The 4,473-nt window shown below is 65.4% G+C and carries 3 protein-coding genes; 1 reads left to right on the top strand and 2 read right to left on the bottom strand.

The window, feature by feature from the left end; genetic code table 11:
- Positions 1–612 precede the first annotated feature (612 nt).
- The gene (locus tag FJZ36_18140; protein ID MBM3216819.1) at positions 613–2,190 is read right to left on the bottom strand and encodes a capsule assembly Wzi family protein; all 1,578 of its coding nucleotides are present in this window, start codon (positions 2,188–2,190) and stop codon (positions 613–615) included.
- Positions 2,187–3,188 carry a sugar phosphate isomerase/epimerase gene (locus tag FJZ36_18135; protein MBM3216818.1) on the bottom strand — a complete coding sequence of 334 codons (1,002 nt, stop codon included), beginning with the start codon at positions 3,186–3,188 and terminating at the stop codon, positions 2,187–2,189. The genes FJZ36_18140 and FJZ36_18135 overlap by 4 nt, the downstream gene beginning before the upstream one ends.
- Positions 3,189–3,385: 197 nt before the next feature.
- Between FJZ36_18135 and FJZ36_18130 the strand changes: the two genes are divergently transcribed.
- Positions 3,386–4,453 carry a Gfo/Idh/MocA family oxidoreductase gene (locus FJZ36_18130; protein ID MBM3216817.1) on the top strand — a complete coding sequence of 356 codons (1,068 nt, stop codon included), beginning with the start codon at positions 3,386–3,388 and terminating at the stop codon, positions 4,451–4,453.
- The last annotated feature ends 20 nt before the right edge of the window (positions 4,454–4,473 follow it).

The following is a 4,473-nucleotide window of genomic DNA, read 5'->3' as shown; positions in this document are numbered from 1 at the left end:
CCAACCAGAAGCAGTCTACCACATCTGACCCCCTTGTTTCGAGATGAGTTCATCGCATGGCTGATGTCTCCATCGCATGGCTGATGTCGCTGAGTCGGGGCGACGCTGCCCGCAGGATGCCGTGAAGAACCCGTCACACAAGCGTCTCATCTTCGGCGAAAATCCCCCGGACGAACGGCGCGAGGTCGGACGCGCGGAGAACATCCTGTAGCATGGTCAGAACTCCATCCAGAGACCGTGATTCTGACCCACATTCTAACCCACATTCTAACCCACATTCTAACCGGTTCTCGTATGTCACAACTTAGGAAATGAGTCAGTTCCTGCGCATGGGCAGGGGTGTTTCATGAAGCCACTCGGTCCCAGCACGGCGGGGTCCGGACGAACGTCCACTGCTCCGACGGGACACCAGCCGTCCATGGAGCCACCGTTTCCGCTCCGTCGCTCCTGAGAAAGCGAGAGCCCAGAATCCTGGATTCCCGCTTCCTGGCCCCGCGAAGGCGGGGATTGCGGGAATGACAGGTAGTGTTGGACCTGCGCAGCATGCGGCGAGACTCGTTCATGAAACAGCCCTGACTGTGGAGGAATTGCTCGCAGACAGCGGCAAGGAAATCAGAACGAACAGGTTGCGGAAGCCGAGAGCCTCACCTTGCGCGAGCTCGCGCCCGGCTCGTGGTCGGCGTCACGAAGCCATATAAGCCCGGCGCGAGCCCTCGCACGCCAGGTTCCCCGGCGGGCCCACGCCTCGACGGCGAGGTCGCGGGTCGTCTCCGCGACGCCCGCGAGGAACGATGTGTCCGGCTCGCCGCTGAAGCGATCCGCGACCGTCGATTCGCCCTTGCGAGTTTGGCTCGTCGATAGGCTCACGCGCGCGCGTTCGGACAGCCACCACGACCCGGACAGTCGCAGTTCGTCGGCGTCGTTGCCGAGAGAATGCCCAATGGCGGAACCGAAGTGCGTGTACTGCTGCTCTTGGACGAGGTGCGTGTAGGTGTAACGTCCGATCCGCGCGTATTCCGCCCGGAACTCTCCGCGCTCCCGCCAACCGGCATGGTGGAACCCGATGGCACCGGCGAGCGCGTTGGGGTCATCGGACTCGGGGTCGTACCTGAAGTCGTCGATGAGCGCCTCGCCATACAGTGCCCATCCGCTTCGGGGAACCCACCGCGCGTCGAAGCCGATCATCGCGTTGTCGTCGAGGAAGTCCGGGTTCGATTCGGTGCTGGCATTGAACTGGCTCGCGTAGAACGGCAACAGAGGGTTCAGGTAATACCATTCCGGCTGCCGACCATCGCCGCCGTAGAGCACCGCGTCCATTACCCCGACCTGGAGCCTGGGCGAGGGCATCCAGCGCACTCGATGTGCCGCGAAGTAGCGGCGAGCCAGGTAGCGGTTCGCGCCGTCGTCATGCCACATCGTGTTGAGCGCTCCGGCGACGAACTCCCCACCGAACGAGCCGAACGTGCCTCGGATGGACGCCGAGTCCATTGGCGGCGATGAATCGGAGAGCAGAAGCGCGTTCGACGAGCCCGGTCCCCAGCGGCGTGGGTCGCGTCCGACCGACACCTCGATCCCACCGACGGGCAGAGCCACCGTGGCACGGTGAAAGTCGGCGACGTAGCCATCGCCGGGCAAGGACTCGAAGGGGTCCCACGCGCGCGTTCGGTGCGATGCCGTGGAGCCGCCCGGCACGGGTCGTGGCTGAGACGACGCCGGTTCGACAGCCCATTCCTGGTAGAGCCGGGCTCCTCGCTCGATCCGATATCCGAGACCGACCCGCGCCTCCAGGGCTGCCTGCGGCGCTCGCTGGGAGTCGTACGACAGCGACAACTCCGCGCCAGCCTCGAAGCCCCGAGGTTCCGGCAGGCGGCGGAGCGATTCGGCGACGAGCGCGCGCTCGAACGGCGTTGACGTCGAGGCTTCGAGCAGCGCCCGCCGGACGGCGTCGGTGCCCCAAGGTTGGGTCGTTGGGTCGATGCCCTTCACCGAGCCGCGCGTCAGCAAGTAGTCGATGCCGTCCGACCACGTCGGGTCCAGCACGCCATCCGGCAGGGCGGACGAACTCGCCTGCGATGCAGGCAGCCAGACACAGACCGACAGCACGGCGGCGCAGATCGCACGCCGGACGCGCGAAGACGAAAGCCCCGGCGAACCGGGGCTTGCATCGAGCTCTGTGCGGCGCGCGCTCACTTCTCGGCGAACTGCGCGTCGAACGCAATCGCCGACGGCTTGAAATCGAGTTTCTTGAGGAACGACGCGGCTTCGGCGGCTCCGTGCTCGCGGTCCATGCCGCTGTCTTCCCATTCGACCGAAAGCGGGCCCTCGTAGCCGACCTCGTTAAGCGCCCGGATGATCTCTTCGAAGTTGACGCTCCCGCGTCCGACAGACCGGAAGTCCCAGTAGCGGCGGGAATCGCCGAAGTTGATGTGCCCGCCGAAGACACCGACCTCCTTCATCGTCGGCGACCAATACACGTCCTTCATGTGGGCGTGGTAGATGCGGTCGCGGAACCGACGGATGAAGAGGACGTAGTCGACGCCCTGGTAGCCGAGGTGGCTCGGATCGTAGTTGAACCCGAACGTGGGTCGCCCGCCGAGCGCGTCGATGGCTCGCTCGGCGCTGGCGATGTCGAACGCGATCTCCGTCGGGTGCACCTCCAGCCCGAACTTCACGCCGACCTCGTCGAACACGTCCAGGATGGGGTTCCACCGGTCGGCGAAGTCCTTGTAGCCGGCGTCGATCTGGTCGGGGGAGACCGGCGGGAACGAGTAGAGCAGATGCCAGATCGAACTTCCCGTGAACCCGTTGACGACCTTCACCCCGAGCTTCGCGGCGGCGCGCGCCGTGTTCTTCATCTCCTCGGCGGCGCGCTGACGCACGCCTTCGGGGTCGCCGTCGCCCCACACGTGCGGCGGCAGGATCGCCTGATGACGGGCGTCGATGTTGTCGCAGATCGCCTGTCCGACGAGGTGGGCGCTGATGGCGAAACACTTGAGCCCGTGCTTGTTGAGGATGTCCCATCGTGACTTGCAGTATCCGCTGTCGCTGAGCGCCTTGCCGACTTCGAAGTGATCGCCCCAGCACGCGAGTTCGATCCCGTCGTAACCGAACGCCTTCGCCTTCGCCGCGATGTCGTCGAGCGTCAGGTCCGCCCATTGACCGGTGAAGAGCGTGACTGCGCGAGCCATTGTCGTTCTCCTGCGAGGTGCTTGGTCTGAATAGCTGTGGGCTGGAATCAGGCGGCACATGGCACGCGCGCGCCTGACGCGCCGTGCAGAACTTAGCATGCGAGCCACAGCACGTCAATGCACCGACTCTCGGCTGCGAACCGCTCTGGACACTTCGCGCAACAGGGTGATAGAGTGTGCGCCAGGACGGACGACCCATGAGCGAGATAGGACGCACGATGCACGGATTCGGCATCATCGGCTGCGGCATGATCGCAAACTTCCACGGCAAGGCGATCCAAGCCATTCCCAACGCGGAGTTGAGAGCCGTCCAGTCGCGCTCCGAGGCGAACGCGCGACGGGTCGGCGAAGCCTACGGAGCCGCTTGGACGACCAGCCTCGACGAACTCCTATCGCGCGACGACATCGGCCTCGTGACGATCTGCACGCCGAGCGGGGCTCACCTGGAACCCATCGAAGCCGCCGCGCGCGCCGGCAAGCACATCATCGTCGAGAAGCCGCTGGAGATCACGCTGGATCGATGCGATGCGGCGATCCGCGCGTGCGAGCAGGCAGGCGTCCGGCTTGCGGGCGTATTCCCGTCGCGTTTCCACGACGTGAGCCGGCTCATCAAACGCACGGTCGAGTCGGGCAGGCTCGGACGGCTCACGCTTGCCGACGCGACGGTCAAGTGGTGGCGGTCGCAGGACTACTACGACAAGGGCGGATGGAAGGGCACGCGCGCGTTGGACGGCGGCGGCGCGCTGATGAACCAGTCGATCCACGCCATCGACCTGCTCCAATGGATGATGGGACCCGTCTCGAAGGTCGCGGCGTTCACGGACACGCTCGCCCACGAGCGGATCGAGGTCGAGGATACAGCGGTGGCGTGCCTGCGGTTCGCCAGCGGAGCGCTCGGCGTCATCGAGGGAACGACGTCGGTCTTCCCTGGGTTCTTCAAGAAGCTGGAGATTTCCGGCACGAAGGGCAGCATCATCCTCCAGGAAGAGGACTTGGCATTCTGGCAGTTCGACGACGACTCGCCGGAGGACGAGACAATCCGCCGGGAGTACGGCGGACGCACGCAGACGGGCGGCGGCGCGAGCGATCCGGCGGCGATCGGCTTCGAGGCGCACCGGAAGCAGTTCGCGGAGTTCCTCGACGTGCTGGATAGCGGCGCACCGCTGACCGTGGACGGGCGCGAAGCCCGCAAAGCCGTCGAGATCATCCTGGGGGTCTACCGCGCCGCAGAGACATCGAGTGTCGTGTCGCTGCCGTTGAGTTGAGGCGGATGGAAGGAGGCGGG

The sequence above is a fragment of the Candidatus Poribacteria bacterium genome (assembly GCA_016866785.1).
GTDB lineage: Bacteria > Poribacteria > WGA-4E.
This window is presented reverse-complemented; position numbering and strand designations above follow the sequence as displayed.